Annotated in this window: 19 protein-coding genes; 2 read left to right on the plus strand and 17 right to left on the minus strand. The window is 65.2% G+C overall.

The genetic code is table 11. From position 1 onward, the window contains the following. Nucleotides 1–4: 4 nt before the first annotated feature. Together ACI0FO_RS18965 and ACI0FO_RS18970 are read right to left on the minus strand one after the other, a co-directional pair. Nucleotides 5–898, minus strand: a complete 894-nt coding sequence (locus ACI0FO_RS18965; RefSeq protein WP_416029090.1) for a DUF4261 domain-containing protein — start codon at nucleotides 896–898, stop codon at nucleotides 5–7. An 85-nt stretch (nucleotides 899–983) separates the two neighbouring features. Further along, nucleotides 984–1898, minus strand: coding sequence for a LysR substrate-binding domain-containing protein (locus tag ACI0FO_RS18970; RefSeq protein WP_416029296.1), 915 nt, complete (start codon nucleotides 1896–1898; stop codon nucleotides 984–986). Between the two features lie 123 nt (nucleotides 1899–2021). Here ACI0FO_RS18970 and dkgB point away from each other — a divergent pair, with 123 nt between their 5' ends. Further along, on the plus strand, nucleotides 2022–2825 hold the full coding sequence (dkgB, locus tag ACI0FO_RS18975; protein WP_416029092.1) for a 2,5-didehydrogluconate reductase DkgB: 804 nt from the start codon (nucleotides 2022–2024) through the stop codon (nucleotides 2823–2825). Between the two features lie 53 nt (nucleotides 2826–2878). On the opposite strand, the gene ACI0FO_RS18980 is transcribed toward dkgB, so the two are convergent. The 5 genes from ACI0FO_RS18980 to ACI0FO_RS19000 form a co-directional block, all read right to left on the minus strand. Further along, entirely contained in the window at nucleotides 2879–3526 is a 648-nt protein-coding gene (locus ACI0FO_RS18980) for a DUF799 domain-containing protein (RefSeq protein WP_416029094.1), read from the minus strand. Nucleotides 3527–3528: 2 nt separating this feature from the next. Then, on the minus strand, nucleotides 3529–4047 hold the full coding sequence (locus ACI0FO_RS18985; protein ID WP_416029096.1) for a DUF4810 domain-containing protein: 519 nt from the start codon (nucleotides 4045–4047) through the stop codon (nucleotides 3529–3531). 12 nt (nucleotides 4048–4059) lie between these two features. Then, entirely contained in the window at nucleotides 4060–4737 is a 678-nt protein-coding gene (locus ACI0FO_RS18990; protein ID WP_416029098.1) for a CsgG/HfaB family protein, read from the minus strand. Nucleotides 4738–4901: 164 nt separating this feature from the next. Then, nucleotides 4902–5678, minus strand: a complete 777-nt coding sequence (locus ACI0FO_RS18995; RefSeq protein ID WP_416029100.1) for a fused MFS/spermidine synthase — start codon at nucleotides 5676–5678, stop codon at nucleotides 4902–4904. A 55-nt stretch (nucleotides 5679–5733) separates the two neighbouring features. Beyond that, on the minus strand, nucleotides 5734–7770 hold the full coding sequence (locus tag ACI0FO_RS19000) for an alkaline phosphatase D family protein (RefSeq protein ID WP_416029102.1): 2037 nt from the start codon (nucleotides 7768–7770) through the stop codon (nucleotides 5734–5736). A 247-nt stretch (nucleotides 7771–8017) separates the two neighbouring features. On the opposite strand from ACI0FO_RS19000, the gene ACI0FO_RS19005 reads away from it, so the two are divergent. Further along, complete coding sequence (locus ACI0FO_RS19005; RefSeq protein WP_416029104.1) at nucleotides 8018–14188, plus strand: autotransporter outer membrane beta-barrel domain-containing protein; 6171 nt, start codon at nucleotides 8018–8020, stop codon at nucleotides 14186–14188. 33 nt (nucleotides 14189–14221) lie between these two features. Here the strand turns inward: ACI0FO_RS19005 and ACI0FO_RS19010 are convergent, their stop codons facing one another. The 10 genes from ACI0FO_RS19010 to ACI0FO_RS19055 form a co-directional block, all read right to left on the minus strand. Then, nucleotides 14222–15796: a serine hydrolase gene (locus tag ACI0FO_RS19010; protein ID WP_416029106.1), complete on the minus strand. Its 1575-nt coding sequence runs from the start codon at nucleotides 15794–15796 to the stop codon at nucleotides 14222–14224. Nucleotides 15797–15803: 7 nt separating this feature from the next. Further along, the gene (locus ACI0FO_RS19015) at nucleotides 15804–16979 is read right to left on the minus strand and encodes a hypothetical protein (RefSeq protein ID WP_416029108.1); all 1176 of its coding nucleotides are present in this window, start codon (nucleotides 16977–16979) and stop codon (nucleotides 15804–15806) included. 17 nt (nucleotides 16980–16996) lie between these two features. After that, a complete protein-coding gene (gene ampH, locus ACI0FO_RS19020) occupies nucleotides 16997–18142 on the minus strand; it encodes a D-alanyl-D-alanine-carboxypeptidase/endopeptidase AmpH (protein ID WP_416029110.1) in 1146 nt (381 codons plus the stop codon). 153 nt (nucleotides 18143–18295) lie between these two features. After that, a complete protein-coding gene (locus ACI0FO_RS19025; RefSeq protein ID WP_416029112.1) occupies nucleotides 18296–19213 on the minus strand; it encodes a GAF domain-containing DNA-binding protein in 918 nt (305 codons plus the stop codon). Between the two features lie 180 nt (nucleotides 19214–19393). Beyond that, nucleotides 19394–19870, minus strand: a complete 477-nt coding sequence (locus ACI0FO_RS19030; RefSeq protein WP_416029114.1) for a bleomycin resistance protein — start codon at nucleotides 19868–19870, stop codon at nucleotides 19394–19396. A gap of 58 nt (nucleotides 19871–19928) precedes the next feature. Next, nucleotides 19929–21140 (minus strand): pectate lyase family protein, encoded by a 1212-nt coding sequence (locus tag ACI0FO_RS19035; protein ID WP_416029116.1) that lies wholly within the window; start codon nucleotides 21138–21140, stop codon nucleotides 19929–19931. A gap of 12 nt (nucleotides 21141–21152) precedes the next feature. Further along, nucleotides 21153–23057 (minus strand): tetratricopeptide repeat protein, encoded by a 1905-nt coding sequence (locus tag ACI0FO_RS19040; protein ID WP_416029118.1) that lies wholly within the window; start codon nucleotides 23055–23057, stop codon nucleotides 21153–21155. After that, nucleotides 23050–24081: a sugar ABC transporter gene (locus tag ACI0FO_RS19045; protein WP_416029298.1), complete on the minus strand. Its 1032-nt coding sequence runs from the start codon at nucleotides 24079–24081 to the stop codon at nucleotides 23050–23052. The genes ACI0FO_RS19040 and ACI0FO_RS19045 overlap by 8 nt, the downstream gene beginning before the upstream one ends. A gap of 121 nt (nucleotides 24082–24202) precedes the next feature. Continuing rightward, nucleotides 24203–24919, minus strand: coding sequence for an ATPase (locus ACI0FO_RS19050; RefSeq protein ID WP_416029120.1), 717 nt, complete (start codon nucleotides 24917–24919; stop codon nucleotides 24203–24205). 9 nt (nucleotides 24920–24928) lie between these two features. Continuing rightward, on the minus strand, nucleotides 24929–26269 hold the full coding sequence (locus ACI0FO_RS19055; protein WP_416029122.1) for an ABC transporter permease: 1341 nt from the start codon (nucleotides 26267–26269) through the stop codon (nucleotides 24929–24931). Nucleotide 26270 lies beyond the last annotated feature (1 nt).

The raw sequence follows: 26270 nt of genomic DNA on the forward strand, positions 1-26270 counted from the left end.
CGGCTTATTCCGGCTGGTTGATCTGGTCGGCCGTGATGATTTCCGCCACAAGCACCTGGCCCGGACCGTCCAGGAAATACTCTTCCTTGCTCGGTTCGCGCAGCTTCATGTAGGCGTTTTCGCCGATCTGCATCGTATGGCCGGCAGCCAGTTCTGCGCCGCTCTCGCGCAGGTAGCCCATGATGTTGTTGAACATGTTCGAGTAGGTCTCGCCTTCGTGGTGGCCGTCGGCCAGCGCCGCGAAATCGGGCAAGCCGAACACGTCGCCGCCGAACGTGCGCATCCACACCCCGTCCACGCCTTCGACTTCGTACTTCACGAAGCCGCAATACAGCATGTTCAGCGGCAAGGTGCGCAGCAGGTCCAGGCTTTCTTCGCCCAGCGATTCGGCATCGAACACGCCGGCCGGCAACGACGCGCGCGCATGCTCGTTCAGCACCGCCATTGCGCCAAAGCCCGTCAGCGCGCCCGCCGCGGCGGCCAGCGCCACGTATTGCTCCAACGGGTCTTCTTCAAAGCCGGCGTAGTAAAGAATGATGTGGCTGGCGTGGCCGCGAATCTCGTCCTTCACCGTGGCCGGGTAGTGCGCGGGCGCCACGCAGGCTTCCAGTGCGTCTTTGGGATAGGGCGCATTGAAGCCCACCATCCGCACCACGTGCTTGTCCCAGCCTGCCAGGCCCAGGAATTCCGGCATGTCGGGCGCGATCTCGGCGCGCGCCTCGCCCATGGAGGGATGATAGGCGCGCAGCGCCGCCGTCAGCGTGTCTTCGGCGACCGCCAGCGGCGCGTTGAAGAGCACCTGCAGGCTCAGGGGGTTCTCGATGGCCGGGTTGGCGGACAGCGCGCGGGCGTCCGTGGTTTCTTCCTTGCGGCCAAAAAAGCGGGAGAAGATGCTCATGATTCGGGGACCTGGAAAATAAACGGGGGCAGTATAAGGTTGCCCCGTTGCCCCACACCGGCGATGTCGCCAATGGACACATCTCTCACCGCGAGGCGGGCTCCAAGAAGCCGTCCTTGCCGATCGTCTCCACCACGTAATCGATGAACGACTTGATGCGCGACGAGATCGCGGTGTTGCGGTAGTAGACCGCGTTGATCGGCTGCCGGACGTCCTGCGTCTGCTTGACCAGCAGCTGCTGCAACGCGCCCGACGCGCGGTCGCCGCGCGTCATGAAATCCGACAGGCAGACGATACCGCCGTCGTTCAACGCCAGCTGCCGCAACGTTTCGCCGCTGAAGGCGCGCACGCCGGGCTTGACGTGCAGCGGCTGGCCGTCGCTGTCCAGCAACGGCCATTCGTTCAGCGATTCCAGCTGGGAAAAGCCCAGCAACGTATGCGAGGCCAGATCCGCCACCCGCTTTGGCGTGCCCTGCGCGGCCAGGTAGCCGGGGCTGGCCAGCACACGCACGCGGCTAGCGCCCAGCGGCACCGCGTGCAGCGACGAATCCTTCAGCCGCCCGATGCGAATGGCCAGGTCCGTGCGGCGTTCCAACAGGTCGATATTGCCCTCGTTGCTGTTGAGCTCCAGCTCCACTTGCGGATAGCGCTTGCGGTAGCCGGGCACCAGCGGCGCGATCACGTGCAACATGAAAGGCGATGCGGCGTCCACCCGCAGCAGCCCGGCCGGCTGGTTGCGGCGCACGTTCATCAGGTCTTCGGTTTCTTCCACCGCCGCCACGATCCGCCGCACCTGTTCCAGGTAGGCCTTGCCCTCTTCGGTCAGCGCCAGCCGGCGCGTGGTCCGTCGCATCAGTGTGGTCTGCAGCTTCTCTTCCAGCCGGGTCATCGTCCGGCTGGTGGCGGAAATGGTCTGTCCCAGCACGTCGGCGGCAGCGGTGATCGACCCGCTATCGACCACGGCGATAAAGACCTGCATTTCGTCGAGTGTGGTTTTCATCATTGACGTTATATCAAAAGTATTTCGCCAATACAGGGCTTTTTCGGCAAGTATCGCCCGGGCACACTTGCTGCATTCCCGGACGACATCCGCCGGCCCCGCACCCCTACCATGGAGTTTTACATGAGCATTCCCGCATTTGGCGTCGGCACGTTCCGCCTGCAAGGCCAAGTCGCTATCGATTCGGTGCGCAATGCGCTGGACGTCGGCTACCGCGCCATCGATACCGCGCAGATCTACGAAAACGAAGCGGCCGTCGGCCAGGCCATCGCCGAGTCGGGCGTCGCCCGCGAAGACCTGTTCATCACCACCAAGATATGGGTGCCTAACTATGCCCGGGACAAGCTTGCGCCCAGCCTGAAAGACAGCTTGGCCAAACTGCGCACCGACTACGTCGACCTGACCCTGATCCACTGGCCGGCGCCGGGCAATGGCGTGACCATCGCGGAATTCATGACGGCGCTGGCCGAGGCCAAGGCGCAAGGGCTGACCCGCCAGATCGGCATTTCGAATTTCCCCATCGCCGAAACCCGCGAGGCCATCGCCGCCGTGGGCCAGGACGCGATCGCCACCAACCAGATCGAGCTTAGCCCCTACCTGCAGAACGCCGCGCTGACCGCCTTCCTGAAAGCGCAGAGCATCCCCGTCACGTCCTACATGACGCTGGCCTACGGCAAGGTGCTGAAAGACCCCGTCATCAACCGAATCGCCGAACGCCACGACGCCACGCCCGCGCAGGTTGCGCTGGCCTGGGCGCTGCAGCTGGGCTATGCCGTAATTCCGTCTTCAACCCAACGCGACAACCTGGCCAGCAATCTGCTTGCCCAGGAATTGCGGCTGACGGCGGACGACATGGCCGCGATCGCCACGCTGGAACGCAACGGCCGCGAAGTCAGCCCGGAAGGCCTGGCGGCCGCCTGGGACTAAGCGGCCGGCAGGGTGGGACGGACGACCGGACGGCCAGACGGCCATGCGCCGTCCTACTGCGTCTCGTAGCGCGGCGAACGGGGGCCGTAGAGGATGCCGCCGGGCCGGCCTGCGCCAAGCAGCATGTTATTCGTCATACCCGCCACACTGTAGCTACGGTCGGACAAGGTGTTGACGATCTGATCCACCACGGCCTGGACCAGCATGCCCAATAAGCCGCCGCTGCTGTTGTTGGCATGCACCACTTGCTTGCTGCCGGACCACAGTTTGGCGCCGTTGCGCAGGTCGACGAGCTGAGCGTCGATCGACACCGTGACCGAACTTTGCAGCACCGCATAGCTGGATCCGTATTGCTTCACGACCATATAGAGCGCGGCATCGGCGCCGAAGATCTCGCGCAGCTTGGCCGGCGGCAATTCATGGATCTCGTCGGGTGTGCTCATGCCGTTCTGCTTGAACGTCTCGTCCATGACCCCGACCGGGATCACGTAGTAGCCCGACTCGGCCAACGGAAAAGTCGCCTGGGACAGCACCGCCGCGGCGGCCGCAACGTCCACCGAAGTATTCAACGGCGGCAGCACCAGGATCGACGCCGGCTTGCTTTCGCGGAATGCCGTGTAATCCACGTCTTTTGGCGGTGCGACGCAACCTGCCAGCAACGCGACAGCGGCCAGCAGACCCACTCGGAACAGCCTGGTCATGATCACGACCCCTTCTTCGAAGCAAGCGTCTCGCCAGGCGCTTTGGAGGTGGCGGCGGGCATACCGGCAGCGGGCATACCGGCAGCGGGCATACCGGCGGCGGGCGTGCCCGCCGCCTCGGCAGCGGCCTTGGGCTTGCCGACATTTCGCATCAGGAAATCCATGAACGGCGTGGACTCCGGAAAAGCCACCTTCTCGCCCTGCATTTGTTCGACCGCCTTATCGCCATCCCCAGTCTTCAGGTACAGCATGCCCAGATGCGCGCGGAATCCCGGCGGCAACTCGACATTGGCCGACCGCGCGGTCTCGATATTCTTCTCCAGCGCCTGGATTTGCAGCGTGCTGTCGGCGCCGTCGTCCTTGAGGTAGGCATAGACCGAAGGCTGGTAAGACTGCCAGGTGTACATAAGCTTGGGCTGCTGCACGCAGGCGCTTAGCAACCCGGCCAGGGCCGCGATAGCCAGGCCGCGCCCCGCGCGCGCAACGACGTTCCGGCGACGCATCGCCTGAGCATTCAACATGACGGGATCCCCTTAGTTGGCGGCAGGTTGCCAGGCGCCCTGCTCGATGCCTTCGACCAGCCGATCGACTGCCTCGCGGATCGCCAGGTCCAACACCTTGCCGTTGAGCGTGGAGTCGTATCCCGCCGTGCCGCCAAAGCCGATCACTTCACGGTTCGACAGGCTGTACTCTCCGGCGCCGGATGCGGAATACACCACTTCGGACGTCACGACGTCGACGACATTCAGGTCTACCTTCGCGTAGGCGACTTGCTCCTTGCCACGGCCCAGAATGCCAAACAACTGCTGGTCGCCGGTGACCTTGCGGCCAAACGCCGTCACGTCGCCCGTCACCACGTAGCGCGCGCCCTTGATCTGGCTGGCCTTCTTGTTGAAGCCGGCTTCTTGCGCGATCTCCGTCAGGTTTTCCCGGTCCATGACCTGGAAGCGGCCGCTGCGCTGAAGGTGGCTGACCACAATCGTCTTTGCCTGTCCGCCCAGGCGGTCCACGCCGTCAGAGAAGACACCACGCAGATAGTTGGTCCGGTTGTCGAATTTGCCCACCGAGATCGGGCTGCGGACGCCCTGGTACGGTTTGCTGGCCGCTGCCACGGCGGGCACCGCCAGTGCTTGCGAACGCTCGGTGGCACAACCCGAAATCACCGCCGACAACATCGCCAGCGCGCCGATCTTCACAAGCCTATTCAACATTTTTTTCTCCAGCCACCCTTCTCGCCTACGTCCGGGGAAGCATTTCTAGTCACGGAATGGACCGGCGATTATATACACATTAATACATTTTATATCTTTTTGATTCCGTTCCGCGCCCCACGCCGGTCATCGCGCCGCAATCGCGGCGAGGCCTATCCGCCGGCCTATCGAAGCTCCAGCGTCGCCCCGATCACGCGCAGGGTGGGCATCAGCTGCCGCCACGCATCCTTCGCGATCGAGGCGGGGCGCGTCAGTTCCGCGGCGGCCGGGTCGTTCAGCAGGTCGCCCTTGCAAGCGAAGACAATGCTGTTGGTCATGTCGTCATCCACCACTTCGAACATCGCGGGCCCGAAGGCGGCACGCACGCGGCTCAGGTAGTCGTGGTGCTTGGGGTGGTTGACGTGGAAATTGATGACCAGGATGCCGTCGTCGCGCAACGCACGGTGGCAGTCGGCGTAGAACGCCTCGGAACAGAGCGCATCGGGGATGCCGCCCACGCCGAAGCCGTCCAGGAAAATCACGTCGGCATGATCCGACAGCCCGCGCAGATACTCGGCCGCGTCGGCCTGGATCACCGAGAAGCGCGCATCGTCCCGCGGCACCATGAAGGCATCCCGCAAGGCGATGACGGCGGGATCGATCTCGACCACGTCGATCGCCGTGCGGGGCAAGTGGCGGTAGCAGAACTTCGGCAGGGACCCGCCGCCCAGGCCCACCATCAGGATACGGGCGGGCTCGGGGTTGAACAGCACAAAGCCCATCATCATCCGCGTGTACTCAAGCTCCAGCGCATCGGGATTGAGCACGGACATGCTGCTCTGGATCTCTTTCTGCGTGAAATGCAGGGTGCGGCGGGTGCCGTTGTTCTGAACGAAAGGGCGGTGAATGGCCGCCGGCTCGTCGGGTTGCGGCGAATCGGCGGAGTGCGTGGTGTCGGACATTGGGAAGGGCGGGTGGAGAAAACAGGCACAAGATACCACCCGCCACCCGTCCCGATCAGGCCGCCACGCTTACCTCGGGCATGCCGGATGCCACCGTCAGCACCGTTTGCGATGCCACCGCCGGCAGCGCGGGCGCCTTCGTGCCGTCCAAAGGCTTGAGCTTGTTGAAGACGCAACGCAGTTCCGTCGGCGTCAGCGTCACCACGGCAAAGCCTTGCGCGTCGGTATCGATGTAGCGCAGCCAATTCGAATTGAACTGCTTCAACGTATCGTTGAACGCGTTCTTCACCACGTCTGCGGCCTGGGTGTAGATCAGCGGCTTGGCCGGCGCGAAGGTGGGATCGGTGTCCACGACACTCTTGAAATAGCTGAAGAACGAATTGCTGGAAATGCCCGCGGTCACCAGGTCCACCATCACGGGCCTGGGCGTCGCGGCGTCGTAGTCGTCCATCACGGGGCCAGCGAAGAAGGCGTGGATATCGCCCGTCAACGCCACCAGGTTGCGCACGCCCGCGTCGCGCACAAAGGCCATCAGGTCCTTGCGTTCGGCGTTGTACCCATCCCATTGGTCGGCATTCAGCAGATACTGGTCCAACAACAGCGACGGCGGCAATTGCGCGTCCAGCAAAGGTTTTATCTGCGCCGCGAACGCGGGCGCGGGAATGCCCGCTTGCGCGTCCAGTAACGCCGACAACGCGGGATACGCGGTGACGGGCTTGCCGCTGCTGTGATCCGCGCCCGCCAGGTCCTGGGCCAGCGCCGCGGTCATGAAGGGGACCAAGGGCTGCAGACCGGGCTGCGCCGCCGCCAGCCCCTGGGCCAGCAAGCCGGCAACGGCCTGCGTGCCGTCGAACTGCATACGCAACAGCGAGACTTCATTGCCCCACAGGTTCCACGCCGTGGTGCTTGCGCCCAGCTGCGCCTTCCACCAGTCGCGCTGGGTATTGCCCAAGATGGAAACGGGCGTCAGTTGTCCGCCGGCGTTGCTTATCTTCAGCGCCTCGACTTGCGAAAGCAGGCGCTTGGGTACGAAATAGCGGCTGCCGATCTCGCTGCCGACCTGTTGTTCGGGAATGACGTGGTCGGCGCGGTACAGGCGTTCATCCGTCATCAACAGCGTGGCCAGGCTGCCAAAGCGGAACGCGCGGTAGATCTGAAGGTTCTGGAACGACGGGTTGGCCAGATCCAGCGAGACATCGGCCGGCATGAATTCGAACCAGGCCTGGCTGGCGCTGCGGCGCCGAGACGTCCTGGGGGTTTCATCGTCCGCAACGTCGTAGGTCTGGCGGTCCTGCCAGCAATCATCCGAAAACTCGTGGTCGTCCCAGATGGCAATGATCGGAAAGCGCGCGTGCAACGCTTGCAGGCGCGGGTCCGAGCGGTAGCTGCGATACAGGCTGCGGTAGTCGGCAAGCGTGGTGGCGTAGACCGCGCCATCGGCCCGCGCCGTACCGTCGGGCAGCGACAACGGGGCGTGCGCGCTTTCGACGCCGCCCGTCTGGAAGCCCGCCTTGACGGTCTCGTATACGTAGTCGCCCAGATGCACCACGAAATCCAGGTCCTGCGCGGCGAGTTCGTCGAAGCCGGCCCAGTGATTCACGCTCCAATCCTGACAGGAGATGAAGGCAAACTTCAATTGCGCCACGGCGGCATTCTCGGCCGGCGCCGTGCGCGTGCGGCCCACGGGGCTCGTGCTGGCGCCGGCCACGAAGCGGTAGTAATAATTGCTGCCGGCATCCAGGCCCGTGACCTTGTGGCGCACCGTATGGTCCCAATCAGGCTCGGCGCTGACGCTGGCGTCGACCAGCAATTGCGTGAACGCGTCGTCGCGCGCCAACTGCACCCGCACCGGGACCGCCGCATCGTCGGCGCCCATCACGCGGGTCCACAGGATGATGCTGTCCGGACGGGGATCGCCGGACGCCACGCCTTGCGGGTACTGGAAGCGGGCGGGCGGCGTGCCGCCACCGGGGTCGCCGCCGCTATTGTCGTCGCCATCATCGTCATCGCTGCTATTGCACCCCGCCAGGCTGGCGGTGGCCGCCGAGACGGTCAGGAAGCTGCCCCACTTAAGGAATTTTCTGCGGTCCATGTCGAGGAATGCCCACGGTAAGGCGGTGCCGACACGCGGCATCGCAAGGGAAGGATCGGGCAGGCGGCGGCGCCAAGATCGCCGCGTGCCCTCGGCGCCGGTATTAGCGCACCGGGGCGTTGCATCGGCGTGACAGGACGCCGAAGGCGACTCGTCAGGCGGCATGGTTGATTCGTCATCTTGGCCTTGTCCCGCGGTGCGCGTCATTTCTACTCTGCCGCTATCCTCCGTCGACGCGCCGCCATCCATGTCCACGCAAGCTCTCTCGAACCCGGGCCGCAACCGCCTGCGCTTCCCCTGGTTTGCCGTCCTGCTGCAGGCCGGCATCTCGACGCTTTACGTGTTCGGCCGGCCGGCCTATGCGCAGTCGGAACCGTTGTCGTATGTCAACCGGGGCGCGGACGGGACTTGCTGCTCTAGCGGTGATTACCCGGACAACGGCCACGACGGCCAATGGGCGCCTACGGACTTGGTCCACCAAGACAGTAATAAGCGCATCAACGCGGCCGCGCCCGGCCAAACCGGCATCCTCATCGATGTCAGCGGCGGCCGGGGCGGCGACGGCCGGGACGCGAACCCCAATCACTGGGGCGGCAACGGCGGAGGCGGGCGGATCATCGACTACACCCTGGCAACCAGCTCGGTCACCGCCAGCGGCCGCGGCATAGATCTTTACTCGGCGGGAGGCAGCGGCGGCCTGTGGGGGAACGCCAACGGGCCTGATGGCGGCTATGGCATCGGCGGCGATGGATACCGGGCCGGCGTCACGCTGAACGCCGTCACCATTACGGGCAGCGGCTTTGGCGTCGCGGTGCAATCGTGGGGCGGCGGGGGGTCGGACAGTGGAATCGTCGGCGGGTTCGGCGGCGCGGACAACGCCGGGCACGGGGGCAGCGCCGGCGAGGCCTACGCGGCCTTGCAGGGCCGCACATCGATCACCGCACGCGGCCCGGGGCCGGGCGACGTCAGCGCGGCAGTTGGCTTGATCTCGTCGGGCGGTAGCGGCGGCGCCGCCGAGCACACCGGCGACTTTGGCGGGCATGCGAACGCCGGCCGGGGCGGCGACGCGTCGACGGTTACCTTCGTGTCGTCAGCCGGTTCGTCCGTCACCGGCCACGGCGATGGCGTGCATGGCGTCATCGCCCGTTCCCTCGCCGGCAGCGCGTCGACCCGCAACGGCACCGACACGAAGGCCGCCGCGGGCGGCAACGCGGGGCAGGTCAGCATCACCAGCGGGGGCGTGATCACCACGACCGGCAACCGCGCCATCGGCGTCTACGCGCTGACACAAGGCGGCAATGGCGGCAACGGCGGCAGTGGTTCGTGGGCCGACGGGCACAACGGCGGCCCAGGCGGCGCGCCCGGCGCCATCAACATCACCCATACCGGCCAGATCACGGCCGGCGCGGTTGGCACCGTGGGCGCCAAGGGCATCGTGGCCAGCGTACTGGGCGGCGAAGGCGGGCCGGGCGGCGCCAACGGTGCGTTCGGGCAAGGCGGCGATGGCGGCGCGGGCGCCGTCGCCGGACAAGCGATCACCATCGCCAACAAGGGAACCATCAGCACCTTTGGCAATGACGCCGCGGCCATCGTCGCCAACAGCGCGGGCGGCGGCGGCGGCATGGCGTCGTCCAGTAACGGGATCATCGGCGTGGGCGGCGGCCATGGCGGCACGGGCGGCTCGGGCGGCGGCGTAGCGATGACCCACGCCGGCAGCATCGACACCTCGGGCGACAACAGCGCCGCCGTCATCCTCCAGAGCATCGGCGGCGGCGGCGGCATGGGCGGCGACGCCAACGCCACCGGCGTCATTGCGGCCATTGCGATCGGCGGCGCCGGCGGCGCGGCCGGTCACGGCGGCCTGGTGCAGTTTTCGTCGCAAGGCAAGATTCTGACCCGCGCGGGGAACGCATCGGGCGTCGTGCTGCAAAGCATCGGCGGTGGCGGCGGCAGCGGCGGGTCCGCCAACGCAGTCGGCGTGGGCATCGGGCTGAATGTCACGGTGGCGACGGGCGGCAGGGGAGGCAGCGGCGGCGGCGCCGGCACCGTCTCGTTCACGCAGGCAAGCCAGGCGGCCATCACGACGCTGGGCGCGCAAAGCCATGGCGTGCTGGCGCAGAGCGTCGGCGGCGGCGGGGGCAACGGTGGGTTGGCGAACGCCCGCGCCATCACAATCGCACCGCCATTGGGCGACAACCCCAGCGGCACGGTCACGCTCGCGATTTCAAATGGCGGCGTGGGGCAAGGGGCCGGCGACGGCGACCTGGCGATCCTCACGAACGAGGGAGCCGTCAGTACGGCCGGCGCGCAAAGCCACGGCGTGGTCGCGCAGAGCATTGGCGGCGGCGGCGGCAATGGCGGCGGCGTCCTGGCGCCGGTCAAGACGCCGACCATCGGCAATTCACTGATCGACCTGCAACTGAGCATCCGGCACGGCGCGCAAGGCGGCAAGGGCGGTAATGGCGGCCGCGCGCGGATCGCCAATGCCGGTTCGGGCACCATCGCCACCACGGGAGCGGGCTCGGCCGGCATCGTCGTGCAGAGCCTGGGCGGCGGCGGGGGCAATGGCGGCATCGTCCAGGCGCACGACGCCAATTCCTTCAATGACATCCTGGGTTCGCCCTCCAACCTTGCCGGCTTGCTGGACAAGGCCGCCAGCTGGCTGGAAAGCGGCCCGCAAATGGCGCTTAGCAAGGCGGTCAGCTTGTCCGTCGGCGTCACGACGGGCGGCACCGGCGGCGACGGCGCGTCGGCAAGCCCCTTCAATGCGCGCAACGACGGCGCCATCTCGACCCACGGCGATCATGCGCCGGGCATCCTGGCGCAAAGCGTGGGCGGCGGCGGCGGCAATGCCGGCATGATCGATTCGGCGGGCGCCTCCACGCTGCTCTCCAGCATCGATGCGCTGATCAAGGCCGCCGAATCGGGCGTGCAGAACGTGTTTACCGTCGCCTTGCCGCAAACCAGCATCACGCATCAAACCGGCGGCAGCGGCGGCGCGGCGGGTTCGGGAGGCGGCACGGCGTCCGATCCCGCCCTGGTCGTGAACACGGGGTCGATCACCACGCAAGGCGACGGGTCGGCCGGCATCGTGGCGCAGAGCATTGGCGGCGGCGGCGGCCGCAGCGCAGCCAGCGGGCAGGATCTGCAATCAGTGGTGTCCGCCGCAGCTGGCGGCGGCGCTCCCCAGATCATCGACAAGATCACCCGCATCATCAACATCCTGGGCACCAAAGGCGGCTCTGCCCTGGGGTCGCTGATCAATGTGCGCAATGGCGGCTTGGACGGCGCCAATGGCGCGGGCGGCGTGGTCACGGTCGACGCCAGCGCCTCAACCAGCCGGATCACCACGCTGGGGTACCAGGCACCCGGCATCGTCGCCCAAAGCGTGGGCGGAGGCGGTGGCATATCGGTGGTCGACCAGCCCTTGTTCCTGTGGAGCGCCGCCTCCACGACGATCGCGCTGGGCGTGGCGGGCGATCATGGCAACGGCGGAAAACTCAGCATGGGCGGCGCCGTCAACGCTGTTCATGGCGGCACGCTTGGAACCCGCGCCAGCGGATCCGCCGGGATCATCGCGCAAAGCGTCGGCGGCGGCGGCGGCATCGGCACGCTCCTCCTGCGCAATGCCAGTTTGGCCGCCATGCCGCAGACCGCCTCGCTGGCGATCACGTTGGGCGGTGAATATCCGAACGGCAGCTTTAGCGGGTCCGACTTTTCGCTGGTGTCCGGAGACGCCGTGACCGTCGGCAACCACACGGGCCGCATCGTGACGCAAGGCGCGTTGTCGCCAGGGGTCCTGGCGCAAAGCGTGGGCGGCGGCGGCGGGCTGGCCGCCGTGTCGTCCAGCGCGTCGCTGGGTAGCGTCGATATCCAGCTGGGCAGTATCGGGACCAGCAACAATGGCCCGTTTCCGACGACGGCGACCGGCAATGGCGGCAACGTCAGCGCCACCAACATGGGCGGCAGCATCACGACTTCCGGCGTGCTGTCCTTCGGAGTGCTGGCGCAGAGCATTGGCGGCGGCGGCGGCCTGGTCACCATCGACAATGGCGCGCAGCCCACGGCCAATGCCGCGAACATCACCTTCGGGTCGAATGTGCCGATGAGCGGCGCCGCGGGCGCCGTCACGGTGACGCAGGACGTGGGCGGCCGCATCTCCACGTCCGGCGTGAACTCGCACGGCATCGTCGCGCAAAGCGTCGGTGGCGGCGGCGGCATCGCCGGGCTGTCGACCCAACCTGGCCTGGTAACGCTGAAGCCCGTGGCGTCTTCCACCATCGACGGCGACGGCAATGGGGTCATCCTGACCATCGCGGGCCTGGTGGCCACCAGCGGCAACGGCGCCGCCGGCATCCTGGCGCAAAGCGTGGGCGGCGGCGGTGGGCTGACGGGCGATCAATCCTCGGCGCGGTACACGACGGGTCTCATCCAAAGCGCGGGGATTAACGGCGGCATCGGCAATGGCGGCCCTGTCAACGTATCCATCGGCACGGGCGGCACCCTTCAGACCACGGGGGCAAATGCCCCCGCGATCCTGGCGATGAGCGTGGGCGGCGGCGGCGTCTTCAAGGACGGCACGCTGTATCAATACGGCACCCCGGACAATGCCCTGACATACGGCGGGCCGATCTCCATCACGGTGGGACAGGCCGCGCATGTCGTCGCCAGCGGCGCTAATTCGCCCGCTATCGTCGCCGTCAGCAATGGCGCCAACGGCGGCGGCCGGCCCATCACCCTCAGCGTTGGCCCGAATGCGCTGCTAAGCGCCAATAGCGCATCCGGCACCGCCATCCTTGCCATCGCGCCACTGGCCCGCACCACCATCACCAACGCCGGCACCATCCAGGCCAGGACCGCGATCGACGCGTCCGGCCTGACGGTCGTCGACAACAACGGCACCGTGGCGGGCGATGTTGTGTTGGGCGCCGGCAGCACCTTCAACAACCATGCCGGCGCCAGCCTGTACACCGGCGCCCGGTTCCAGGGTGACCTGAACAACGCCGGCACGTTGAACCCGGGCGGGCCGGGCACGTTCATGACGACACGGATCACGGGCGCGCTGAACCACACCGGCACCTATCGGCCGGACCTGGATTTCGGCAACCACAACAGCGATTTCATTTCCGTATCCGGTGCGTCGACCTTCGCCGGCACCGTCAATCCTGTGCTACGCAATCCCGTCAAGAACATCTGGCTGGGCATCGGCCACTTCGATGCGGCGCAGACCCACGTCCCGGCCTTGGCCAGCGACAGCCCGCTATTCCAGTTCGCGATGAAAAACAATGGCGCCGACGGTTTTCGCGACCCACTGATTTCGGTCGATGCCGACTTCACGCCGGCCGCGCTGCCCCTCAGCGCGGATCGCAGGAACATCGCAAATTCGCTGCAAGCGTTGTGGAACCAGGGCAGCAGAGGCACCGCCTCGCTGTTCGACAAATTCACCGGCGTCCGGACCCCGCAGCAGTACCGGGACGCGCTGAACGGCGTCGCCCACGATGGGCAATTCGCCCGCGCTTCGAATCAGATACACGCGTCCTACGCGTCGATGGGCCGCATGATGAGCTGCCCGGGTTTCGTCGGCGAAAGCACGATCCTGCGCGAAGGAAACTGCGTGTGGTCGCGCCTGGACACCAACTGGACGACGCGTGAAGGCACGTCGAATGACCAGGGGTATCGCATCCGCCAGACGGCGTTGACGATCGGCGCGCAACGCGAATTCGTCACTAATTGGTTTCTGGGGGGATCGCTGAGCTATGCCGCTGGCAAGACCTCGTCGTCAGCCAGCCTGTCGGCCAACAGCGACACCTATGCAGGCGGCCTGGCCTTGAAGTACAACAACGCGCCCTGGCAAGTCGCCGTCGCCGTGCATGGCGGCGTGGAGAAAAACAGGATGGCGCGCGGCACGCTGGACGGTGTCGCCAAAAGCAAACCGCAGTCGTCGTTCCTGGCCGCGCGGCTGCGCACGGCTTACGAGTTCAGCCACCCGTCCTGGTATCTACGGCCATACGTGGATCTGGACGTGAACCATATCCGACAGGACGGCTATCGCGAACAAGGCCCCAGCGTGTTCAACCTGAAGGTGCGCGGCAACGACACGACGTCGTTCATGGTGTCGCCCATGGTCGAAGTCGGCGCGCGCACGGACCTGGACAATGGCGCGACGCTGCGGTCCTATGCGGCGGCCGGGATGAGCTTCCTGGGCGGTGGCGACGTCGTGACGACCATGCAGTTAAGCGGGTTCAACACCACGCCATTCTCGTTAAAGTCGGGTATGCCCAAAACCTACGGCAACCTGTCCGCCGGGTTGGAGTACGTCACGCCCAAGGGCATGGAACTGAAGACGGAATACGCCTTGCGCGGCAGCGGCCAATACCGCGATCAATCGCTGACGCTGCGTGCCGCCTACCGCTTTTGACCGCGCGGCAGGCGGGCTTTGCCCAAGGCCCCGCTACTTTCCCGTCCAGTGCCCCAGGCCGTTGTCGTCATAGAACTTGATATCGAAACCGGTAGCCTTGCCCTGCGCTGTCTTGAAGACGATGGACGCCCGCGAATCGACCAGTTCGGCTTCCCCCGCCGGCGAGAAGGCGAAGGTATCGCCGTCCCAGTGCTTGACCGGAAAGCGCATGCCCTTGGGGCCCAGCACCAGCACCAGGCCGCCCTCCGATTCTTGGATGTCGGCGGGGCCGTAGTAGGCATTGTCGAAACGGCCGGTGTACGCCGACAACGCTTTCGCGGGCGCCGGCTTTGCGGGCGGGGCCTTTGCGGAAAGGTCTGCCTGCGGTTCAAAGAAGCCCTTCATCGCCCCGTGGTACGCCGCGTACCAGTCGCGCGTCGGCTTCCCGTACAACGCCGTATCGATGAACGACGCGGCGACGGATTCCGCCGCGCCCACCGGTGCGCCGTTTGTCAGCACTACGATGCCGATGCCGGCGGACGGCACGATCTTGAACGTGGTGCCCGTGCCCATCAGGAACGCGCCGGAATGCCCCATGGATGGGCGTCCGCCCAATTCGGTATTGACGTTAAAGCCATAGCCGTAAAAGCCTGCGCGAGAATTCAGGTCATGCGCCCGCGCACTGAACGCCTGCGCCGTCAGCGCCGGCAACAGCGCGCCGGCGTCGATCAACCGCTTGCCCTGATATTGGCCGTCGGCAAGCAGCAGCTTCAGCCATTCCGCCATATCCACGACCGTCGACGACGCGCCGCCCGCCGGCGCCTGCTGATCCGCGTCGCGCTGCCCCATGGGCACGAACACGCCGTTCTGGTAACCGTGCAGCACCGCGCGGTTATCGTGCGCCATGAAGTCGCTGAACCGATAGCTGGTCGCCTTCATCCCCAACGGCTTGAACAGCCGTTCATCGGCCAGCGCGTCCCAGGGTCGGCCGGCGGCGCGGGCTACCGCCTCGGCGCCGATGGTGGTGCTGAAATTCGCGTAGTGATAGGACGTGCGGAAGGTATCCAGCGGCAACAGGCGCAGCCGGGCAATCACGTCGTCCCGCTTGAATCCCAGGTCTTCCAGATCGTCGCCAGCCGTGCCCGGCAGGCCGGACCGGTGCGCGAAGAAATCCCCGATCGTGGCGTGCGTGGACACATAGCCGTCGCTTAGCCTCGCGTCCGGCAGATACCGCGCGACCGGATCGTCCCACGAAACCGCGCCCTTCGAGATTTCCATCGCCGCCACCGTCGCGGACAGCGACTTGGAGATGGAGGCAATCTGGAACACGGTCTGCGCATCCACGGGCGCCTTTTTGCCCGCCTCTCGCGTGCCGTAGCCCTTCACCAGCACCGTCTTGCCATCGATGACCACGGCGACGGCCATGCCCGGCACCCGGCTGCGCGTCATGATGTCTTCCACGATGCCCGGCAGGGCCTGGAGCGCCTGTGTCTTGCTTGCGGCGGGGATCGCCACGGCATCCGCCGGCGGATTCGGCGCGCTTTCGATGGCCACCGGCTGCGCCGCCGCCAGGGGGCCGCCAAGCGCCAGCACGCATGCGCCGGCGATAAGTCGTGTTTTGCTAGTCATGATGCCCTCAGAATCCCGCTTGATAAGCGATGCGAAAAACGCCCTGGTTGATGCGGGTGGTCTGGTCGCGCTGATGCGTCAGCCCCGCCTGCACAATGAACCCGACTGGCGTCACATAAGTAACCGCGCCAGAAATTGCCCAATCGGTATCGTCTTCCAGCCCGAACCGCGCCAGCTTCTGTTCGCTGCCCGACAGCTTGCGCAGGGCCGCCGTCGCGGTCAGTTGCCAGCGGTCGCGGGAGAACGACACCGACGTCACGGCATTGCCGTTAGAGACCGGGGCACCCCGGAAGGCACTGGAGAAAGTCGCCTCGTTGAACCAGCCGACATTCCACGCATTGCCCAGCGGCGCGTCGTAGCGAAGCCGCGCGGACACGGTGTTGGCGCTTTCGCCATGGCCCGGATCCACGTGCAGGCGTCCGGCGTCCACTCCGCCCGACAGGCGTTCAAACCCCGGTAGATCGCGGAAATCGTATGACAGGATGAACGACTTCAACTGGTCGCTGAAGCGCGGCGGCTGGTCCGGCCCAATGAAACCCTGGTCCAGGCTCAGCCGGTGGTTCAAGCCGGTGTCGTCGCGCTTGAACAGCACGGCGGCCACGGAATGCGTACCAAAACCCGCGGGCGCAAAGGTGTAGCGCCCGCCCAGCCCGATCGATCCCCGAAATTCCGAATTCTCGTTAAAGCCGCTATACAGGCCGTCGATGACGTGCCAGGCATCGCCAAAACCCAGATCCATCTTGCCGCCGTACAGGGCGTACCGGTCGGCGGTATAGGCGGCAAACAGATTGTCCAGGTCCACGCCTAGATCCGAAAAGGCGTTGTCTTTCGTTTCATTGGTCGACGAGTTGAACGTCGCCTTCGCGCGGATCGAGAATTCCCGTGTCAGCTGCAATACCAGTGCGGCTTCCGCCGTAGGCTGCACGCTGCTCCAGTGCGACCGCGGAATCTGGCCGTTGGCGTCCTTGATGCCAAAAAAACCGGTGTATCCCGTCATCAGCAGAAAGCGGCCATTCAACTGCGGATACGTGTCCTCGCCTTCGCCCAACTCGCTGTACGGAGTAAGGAATATCTCTGTCTTGAAGATGTCCCTGGCTTCCTGCGCAAAGGCGCCCTGCGTGAGCAATGCCGTCACGATCGCGGCCGCGCCCAGCGATTTTCCCTTGCGGTTTCCCATTGCCATGCGCACCCCCGGGCTGATCACCGCGCCAGCTCGGCCGCCAGTTCACGCACCTGGGAATGGATGTTGCCGAACATGGCGAAATTCACGCGGCTGGCCACCACGAACACGCCCAGGTCGCGATTCGGCGACAGCACGGCATAGCTCATGAAGCCGCCCAGGCCGCCGCTTTTTCCCAGCAGCAAAGGCGCGCCGTTGCGCGGCAGCGTCACCACCCAGCCTAGTCCCATGCCATCGGCGTCGGTCACTTCGGTGCCCACCACTGACTTCAGCCCGTCATACGGCAGCCACATCACATGGCCCAGCGCAAAAACCTCTTTGGCTTGCCTGGCGCCGTCCAGATGCCAACGCATCCAGCGCGCCATGTCCGCCGCGGTTGAATAAATGCCCGCGCTTGCGTACATCACGTCGGGTACCGTGGCGTTCGGGTCCGGCTTGCCGAATGGATCCAACCCCGTCATCAAGCGCTTTTTCTGCGCGTCGTTCAGCGCATTGGTAGTGTCCGCCAGGCCCGCCGGTTTGGTGACTTCGTTGGCCAGCACTGTCGAGTAGTCCGCGCCGCCCGCCTTGGCCAGCGCGTCGCCCAGCAACCCGAAGCCAAGATTCGAATACAGCGTGGTGGTGCCGGGCGCGTAGGCCGGCTTGTGGCTGCCCATCCACTTCCAGTAGTAGGCGCGATCGAAGGCGGCAAAGGGGTTGTCGGACGGCTTGGCGTTCGGATCCGGCAATTCGCGCGGCAGGCCGGCCGAATGCGTGGCCAGGTCCAGCAGCGTGATGGGCCGGCCATTCGTCTCGACACGCGTATTGGCCGGGGCGTATTTCGCCAGCGGGTCGGTCAGCTTCAACTGGCCCTTGGCGGCCAGCGACGCCAGCACGTCGGCGGCAAAAACCTTGGACACCGACGCGATCCGAAAGATGGAATTCGCATCCGGTTCCACGCCATTGCCCGGCGCCGTCTCGCCATAACCTTGGATGACCACGTCGTCGCCGCGCACCACGGCGATAATCACGGCGGGCGCGCCCGAGTTCAAATACAGCTGCATGCCCGCCATGGACACGGCGTCCTGCAAGGCCAGATCGGCGGCACGCGCCGGCGTTGCGCCCAGCACGCACGCGGCCGATATCGCCAAGGAAGTAATGCGAAGAAAAGCGCGGGACGCCAGCATGCCGATTCTCACAAGGTAGCCCGGGGAACGGGAGTTCCACCGCATGCAGGATGATCCCAAAAACTAGACGGACGGCGTCATCCATCAGGACGAAACAACAGGCCGGCATGACGAACTGCATACGCCCGCCAGGCGCCCGCCGATTCACCCGGGTCAGATGCCCAGGCGTTCGCGCAACAATTTCCGGTACGAACGCGACACCGGCCATTTGCCATCCACCGACCGCATCCTGATCACCCACTTGTCGACGCTGCGGCGGTCGACATCCATGACATGCAACGCGTTCGCAATGGCGGTCCGGTGAACCTGGAAGAATGTCTTTTCGGGCAGCAGCGTCGACCACATGCCCAAGGCGCGCGAATCCAGCACCATCGATCCGTCCTCAAGCCAGATTTCGCTGTAGTTGCCCGCCGACCGTACCCCCACGATCGCCTCGGGCTGTACGCCCCGGACCACGCCACGCATGCTCAGATAGATCACCGCGGTCGAACCGTCGTACCGGGCCGTGCGGCCGGAATCGCTGCGATTCGCGTACTTGGCCTGTCCGATCAGGTTGGCGCATTGGTACAGCGCCCGGACCTCGTCGGCGGACCAGGTCCTGTGCTTGGCGGTCGTGTCGAAACCGATGATTCCGTAGAGCTTCTTGTCATGGAACACCGGCACGCTCAGCACGCTTTTGTTCCCCTGGCGCTGGAACTCGACCTGGATGGCTCGCGCGGTGCGCGGCAGGTCGTTCACATCATGGATGGCCACGGCCTGGCCTTTCACCATGAACCGGTGCAGCCATGCGATCAAGGTGGTGGGCACATCCTGCAGTTCGGCCACGAACGGCTGCGTCTGGCCCCGGCACCATTCATGCGTATTGCGCAGGCGCAGCATGTCTTGGCGGTATTCGATCATCCAGGACCGGTCCACGTCCGAGGTCTCGCCCATGAATGCCAGCAGCGCCGAAATCGCGTCGTCGACCGGGTGTTTCAGCAGGCTCATCGCGCAGTGATACAGCCAGTCCGACGACGGACTGGTTTCAAGCACGGTAGCGTTGTGCGTCTGGTACTGGCCAGCATCCTTCACGTGCGATTCCCCCGGCGGCGGGATCCAGCATCGTCCTTGCGCTAGCTGCGCCGCGCCAAGAGGGGATTTTCGCCGTGGTAACGGGGAATGACAAGAACTGTCTAATGTGAGCAGTTGATGCGAATCGAGGGCATCTGGCCCTTTTTATAGATCACAGCGTGGCCCGCGGATCACCGGCAGTCAGGCAACCGAGGCGCCAGCAGATTCGGGGGCCGCGTCCGCCGCAAACCGCAACAAGTAACCGTCCGGGTCTTGCACCAGGAATTCCTTGCATGACGACCAGCCCGCGCCGACCCGATAGCGCTTTTCCTCGATGGGCCGAAAGAGCGGCCATCCGGCATCCGCAAGCGCTTGCACGATGGGTTCCACGCGATCCACTTGCATCTGGAAATTGATGCCGCGACCAAACGGCCGCTCAAGCGGCGCCGTGTTCCAGGCATTATTGATTTCGCACAGCATGATCTGAAGCGGCCCGCGCTCCAGATACGCGAAGCCAGCCTCTCTTCGCGCATAGGCGATTTCAAACCCCAGCAATCGACACCAGAAATCCAGGCTGGCCGGCAGGCTGGTGACGTCCAGCTCCGGGACCATCGCCGCGAAGCCGCCCGTGGGCGCGCGCCCTTCGGAGGAAGCGCCGTTGCGTTCTTGTTGATTCATTCTGCACGTCCTGTCTGTTGGCATGCGGGCGTCCATGCCTGATTATGGATGGACGCGACTATAACCCCGGGCAACCCGACCCCGTCCGTGACGCCGGTAACGGCGTATCCCCCGCCGTATTGCCCGCGAACTGGCGGATCTTTTCGGCCAATTCCGGCGTGGCCTTCTCGTAACCGTAGCAGTACGGCGGCGTCGGCGCGGATTCGGGGCGATAGTCTTCCAGCACGGGCTTGGCATCACCCAGGTATAGGTTGTCTTTCAGGCGTAAGAACGCCTTGTAATCCCGTGTGTAGCCATGCTGCGCCTTCAGCTTTTCATAGGCGCCACGATCCGATTCGCCATTCTCCAACGCGCTACGTTTGGAGGCGATGGGAATGTAGTGGCAGTAATTCACCTTGATGCCTTCCACCGTGGGGGAAAACTCGGGCTCTACGCATTTGCGCTGCGTGGCGTTGCTGAAGATGTTCCCTTCGACAAACGCCTTGGCTTCCAGGCTGAAACTCATGCCGTAGAAATCCCAGTTCTCCAACAGGTTGTTGAAAAGGTGGAACGTGCCGAATTGCCCTCTCGGATTGCGCTGCACGGTATTGAAGAAGTAATTGTGGTGCAGCGTCACCCGCGCGATCGAATCGCGGTCGTAATTCTGGAACAGGTTCTTCGAGGTAATGTTGTTCAACAACATGACCTTGTTCGAATTATGGAATTTGGTCCACGAGATCGTGACGTCGGTCGACCCGTTCTTCACATTGAGCAGCCGGTCGGACATCCGCGACAGGTCCATGTGGTCGACCCACACGTCGCGGCTGCCATTGGCCACGTTCACCGCTTGGGTCAGCCGGGTCAAGCGCCCGTCTATCGTCAGATGCGTCAGGATGACGTTCTGGCTGCCATACACGCCCAAGCCGTCGTCGATCAAGGTGACGCGTTTACCGCGCCCGTCGATCGTGATGTTCGACGGCACGCGCAGCTGCGAATCCAGCACGATGGTCATGTCGGACGCGAAGCGGATCCAGGTGGGGCCTTTCTTGGCTTGGGCCAACGCGGCGCGCAGCGTACCGGGCCCGGCGTCCTGGTCGGACGTGACTTCGATGAACTTCCCACCCAGGCCGCCCGTGGCCCGGGCGCCATAGCCCTCGCGTTGCTGAAGCAGCGACGCGACAAACGGACACTGCTCATCGGGGCGTTCGCATGATGCCTTCGCGGCCGCCGCCCCGCCGTGCCACAGCGCCAAGGCAAGCAGCCCCAGCATCGCATTCATTGCTGGCTTCATCGACGATCGCTCCTATTGCTGCGCGGACCGGTCCGCGGCCTGTACATGACGCCAGATTCCCCCGCTAAGGCGAAGGTTCTCGGGCGGGCCGGCCACGTGTTCACGCAGCCGCTCGAAATAGGCCTTCTGCCATCGCAGCGAGTAAGCATCGGCATCCTCGCCCGGTTCGACGGCGGGCAGCATCTCCAGCGTATACGCTACGTGACCGTTCTCCCAGCGTGGCGCGTAGAACACCGAAGGCACCCGAAGGCGATGTGCCAAATGGGCCGCAAAACCGGAGTAAGTGACTTCCTGCCCTTCAAAGGTCACGCGCGGGGCGGCGGGGTTGGCCGCGCCGTCGATGGCCAGGCACAGCACGTAACCCGATCCCAGCGCGCGCATGCAGGCCTTGGCGACCTGTGCCTCGGTCTGGTCCGCGGTGGAAATCAGGGCCGTGGCGTAGCTGCTCTGGGCGACGCTGGGCGCCGTCGCAAGCCAGCGCGACGGGATGCCAAGCAATTCCAGCGCCATCAGTCCTGCATACATGGGCCCGACGTGCGCGGTGGCGACCACCACGCCCCGTCCAGCCGCCAACAACGGCGCAAAGAAACGTTCGCCGGTGTCGAGCTCGCCCAGCACCTGCATGGCCTCTTCGGCACTGTCTTCGCGGCATTCAAGCCAGTCGTACAAAAGGTGGTCGACCAGGTGGCCCCACCGCGCGCGGCGTTCCCATTCCGCCCGATCGGCGTTGGGATCTCCGCGCAACGACCAGGCCCAGTCCAGGCGCGCCTGCGGTATCGGCGCGGTATGCAGCCGCTCGTCCAGTTGGTCCAGCGCCTCTTGGAAGGTCGCCGGCAAATGGGCGCCGCGTTTCGCCACGTATTGCGCGTATAGCGCTTCGGCCTCTGCGTTGCGGCCCGCCTGGGACAGCGCACCGATGGCGGCCCGCTGCCAAAGCAGCTTGTCGGGCGATTTCTCGACCAGCATCATCATCTGATCGGCGGCCTCGCCGTATTGCAGCGTGTAGCGCAGGGCTCGCGCGTACAAGGCCCGCGTCTGTTCCAGATCCGGCGCCAAGGCGATGGCCTGCTCAAGCGGCGTCACCGCCTCCTTGGCGCGGCCCGCGCGCAACAGGGTTTCGCCATAGAGCGTCAGCAGCCTGACATCGGCAGGCGACGCCTTCAGCCCCGCTTCGAAATGCGCCAGCGCATGCGTCTTGCGATCTTCCTCGGACCCGCGCCGCAGGTGCGCCAAGCCCAGGGACGAACGCAGCGCGGCGCAATCGTGGCCCGCGCCCAAGGCGGCATCGCCCAGCCGGATCGCCGCCGCCACCCTGCCGTCTTCAAGCAAAGCGCGCACAGCCATCGTCGCCACGCGTTCGTTCGGCAACGCATTCGGATCCAAGGCCGCCGCGATGCCGGCCGCGTCGGCTACGTCGCCGTTGCGCGCGAAGGCCAACATCCAGGAATGGGCGTCGCCGGGCTCGCGGTGCACCAGGCCAACGGTTGCGCGCGCGACGTCGGCGGCTTCGGCCACCCGTCCAGCCTGCACCCGCAGCTGAATCCGCGCGGCATGCAGCGCCGCGGTATCGGGCTCAATGCCGGCGGCGGCATCCGCCACGGCGATGGCGCGGTCCCACTGTTCCGTGCGCCCCAGCAGGCTGGCCAGCAAGCGGCGATCATCGACGCGCGAGGGATACGCCGCGACCAGCACCTCAAGTGCGGCAATCGCGGCAACAAGCCTGCCTTCCCGCACGAAGGGGGACACCAGCAAGCGCCGCACATCGCGCCAGCCGTCGTCAACCGGCAACAACGCTGGCGACAGCGCCGCCATGTCGCGCGCCGGGTCGTCCGCGGCATGGATGCCCTTGATGACCTCGCGCAGCCGCGTGGTGGCGTCGGCCTGCACTTGGCGATTCGCAATAGCCGTTTCAACCATGACGCAACCCCCTCAACAATGCCGTCGCCACGCGGAAGATGAACATCAATACAAAGCCCAGGGCCAATGCTTGCAGTAGCAAGATTGCCATGCGCGGACTGCTGGGCCGGTCGGTCGGCACCGGCTGCGCGATGATGGACAAGTACCGCTGCAGCCGCAGCGCATCCGTCACCGCCTGCTGGTAGGTCTGCTGCGCCAACGTCAGGTTCGAATCCGCGAAGGCCTGGGTGTTGCGCAGCGCCTCATACGACTTCAACTGTTTCGCTTCCGTATTGCCTTCGCCGCTAAGCCGGCGCCGCAATGACGCAATCCGCTTCTTCAGGGCCGACACCTGCAATTCGGCGGGTTTAAGCATGAAATGGTCTTTGTTGCCCAGCGCGCGGATCTTGTCCAGATTGATCTGGGCGCTATTGAGTTCCGACTCCAGCTGGCTGGACAAGTTCAACAACATCGCCACCGTCGCGGTCGGGTCGATGTTGCCGTGCGTGGTCCGCCATGCCGTCAGCGCCTCTCGCGCGGCAAACGCCTTCTGTTCGGCCAGCCGGACAGACTCTTCGCTGACCTTCAGTTTGTCGGCCACGCCTTTCTCGTTCATGGAACTGACAAACGCTTCCGCCAGGCCGATCAGCGCCTTCGACAAGGTCGCGGCGTCTTCCGGGGAGAACGCGCTGACGCGCAATACGTCGATCTGTTCCAACGCGTTGAACGACACCTGAACCGACGCCCGGTAAGCGCGATAAAGATCGTCTTCGCTGGCATCTTCGGACAGGTGGCTGAACGGGTCCATGCCGGCACGGATCAGGTATTGGCGCAGGCCGACTTTCCTGTCCAGCTGCTGCATGGCATCGCGCGATTTCAGGAAGTCGGCGACCGCCCATCCGTCCACGAATCCGCCCAGCATGCCGCCCATGTTTCCCGTGGTCAGCAGGCTTGCCGCGCCGCCTCCGCCGCCTTGTTGGCCAGATCCCGACTGCACGAAGAAGCGCGACTCCGCCTCATAGCGCGGCGTCGCGATCCACAGCACGTAGACCAAGGCCAGGACGACCGGCGCAACGACAATGAAGGCGTTGATCCACCGGTGGCGGCGGCGTTCACGCAGCGACGACTGCCGTTCGCGGCGGCGCCGTTCGATTTCGGAGCCGCCCTCAGAGGCCGAGCTGCCCTTCCTCGAAGCCGCCTCCGAAGCCGTCGTCGCCTGTGCCGGATTCGCTCCGTGATCGTCGCGGGGGGAACCTGCTGATGCACTGGTCGAGGTCGTCTTCGATGGTGAGAGCGCTTCGTTCATAAATCAAGCCTTTTAGGCAGTAGTCCGCCATCTGATTCTGGCGGTAACTGGAAAAAATAAGTGTCCGGCCAATCAGCCGCTCTTCAAAAAGAGCCAGCCACAGGCGGGTGAAACGGCAAGGCTCGAAGGGAATGGCCCCTTCGATCACGTACACATCGAACGCCGGCGCCAACGCCAGGGCGAACGAGAATTCCTGCCGTGCGTAAAGCGGCCAATGCTCCATCGGCTTGGCCAGGCACTTGGGATCGCTGATCAGGTCCGCGACCAATTCGTGCGTGGCTGCCGCATCGATTTCGTACATCTCGCTGACGAAATCGATGATGCTCAGGCCATTGGCCTTGCCGCGAATGAAACCTTGCCGACCGATCGCCCAAGACACGACGCCGTCGTGCTTGACGAACCCCTGACGCGGCGGACGCAGGCAGCACAGCACGTCGACAATCTGACGATGCAGTTCCGGCGAATGCGAGAGCAACGCGTAGCGGCCAACGGGTATATCAAGGTCGGCATTGAGCAGCAGCGGCTGCCGGCTTCCGAAAGCATAGGGTTCGTCAGTGACGCCATTCAAATGGATCATCGTCTTCCCTTACATCGGCTGGACGTTGGGACGCGCCAAGCGTTCGGCTGCCAGGGCGACCACCATCAAGAACACCAACGACGTCAGGAAATAGCCCAAGCTTGCATCCTGGGAGTCGTAGGCCTCGAAGTACGCCGAGCGCAAAAGCTGCATGCCATGGGCGAACGGCGACCAAAGGATCCACGGGCGCAGATGTTCCGGCAACTGTTCCGAAACAAAAAAGACGCTGGAGAAAATCTGCAAGAACCGCTCGATCACCGGCGCAAGCCTCAGATAGAAATGCCAGAAGGTTGCGATTGACCCGAACAAGACCCCCATCGCCGCGCCGCAGACGCCCATCAACACCACGAAAAGCAAAAATCCCGCCCAGCTTTCCGGCAACGTGATGAGGCCCAACGCATGGCCAGCGCTGATCAATACCCCGAACACCACGAGATACACCGATAGGTAGATCAACGCCTGCACCAGCGCGCACATCAATGGCGTCACGCCCTGAAAGTTCAGCAAGCCGCGGGCCGATATGTACGCCGCGCTGCTTCTGAAGATGATCTGCCGGAACATGATCCACGTGGTTGCCCCCAACAGCGAGAACGTTTGCACGTCCATGCCCAGGATGTAATGCGTGCCCATCAGGATGTACAGCGACGAAATCAACGTCAGCAGCACCACCGGGCCCACCAGGGCCCACAGCAAAGCGATCCGGCTTTCGCCGTGGATCACTCGCAGCTGATAGACGAACAACGCCAACAGCGTGCGTCCGACCGGCCGGCCGCGTCCCGCATCCCGGGGGTGGCCCCCTTCGTGCAACGCGGCCATGCGGTCCCGCAAAATGGCAAGGTCGCCGGCCTCGTCCCCGGACAGCTCGACTTCCAGCGCGATATCGTTGCGCGACGCATGGCGCCGCGCCTCGCGCGCTTCGTCCTGCTTGCGCCGTTCAACGCGCCGCGCGTGCGCGGCGGCCAGGCGCTCATCTTCCGCCACCAGCTTGGCGGGCATGTGGCCCGGCACGAACACGTCGATGCCCGCGCGGATATCCTGCTCAAGCAGGCGCACGATCAGCCGCAAGCGCCGCCGCGAAAAATCGGCCAGCGTCTCGTTGACCGCGCTCCGCGCGATCTCCGCGTCCAACTCCGCCTGCACGGCCTCGTACACCACCCGCCGGGCGCCCACGGAGTCGTGCGGCTCGCCCTGAAGGCGCGCCAGCAACGGCTTGAGCAACACGGCCGGCGTGGCCTTTTCCTCGAACAGCGTTGCCGGATCCAGCCGCCAGGCGGCGACGCCGGATCCCACCGCGTAGTTACTATCCTTCCGGCGCGAGCGCCAGCCCTTGATCCGATCCTCGTTGCTCATC

Origin of the sequence: Achromobacter marplatensis (assembly GCF_049060505.1) — a bacterium.
Lineage (GTDB): Bacteria > Pseudomonadota > Gammaproteobacteria > Burkholderiales > Burkholderiaceae_B > Achromobacter > Achromobacter marplatensis_A.